The 253-nt window shown below is 50.2% G+C and carries 1 protein-coding gene; it reads left to right on the forward strand.

Annotated elements, in window-relative coordinates:
• Window positions 1-8 precede the first annotated feature (8 nt).
• On the forward strand, window positions 9-253 hold a 245-nt coding region (locus FDX22_RS21810), incomplete at its 3' end, for an MBL fold metallo-hydrolase (RefSeq protein WP_146717763.1).

Below are 253 nucleotides of genomic sequence, written 5' to 3' on the forward strand. Positions count from 1 at the left end.
AGTCAGGCATGGCTTTAACCCTTACGGTGTTACTTGAAAACAGGCGCGCCCGCGGTGCAGAAAAAGTCCTACGGGCAAAACCTGGATTAAGTCTGTTAGTTCAGGATGAAACTACCACGATATTATTTGATACCGGGCCTGATGACAGTTTTAGGCACAATGCCGCATTAATGGGCGTAGACTTGTCTCAGTTAACCGCTGTCGTGCTCTCACATGGTCACTATGATCACTGTGGCGGCGTCCCGTGGCTTCC

The sequence above is a fragment of the Citrobacter sp. TBCS-14 genome, from assembly GCF_005280805.1.
GTDB classification, from domain to species: Bacteria; Pseudomonadota; Gammaproteobacteria; order Enterobacterales; family Enterobacteriaceae; genus Citrobacter; species Citrobacter gillenii.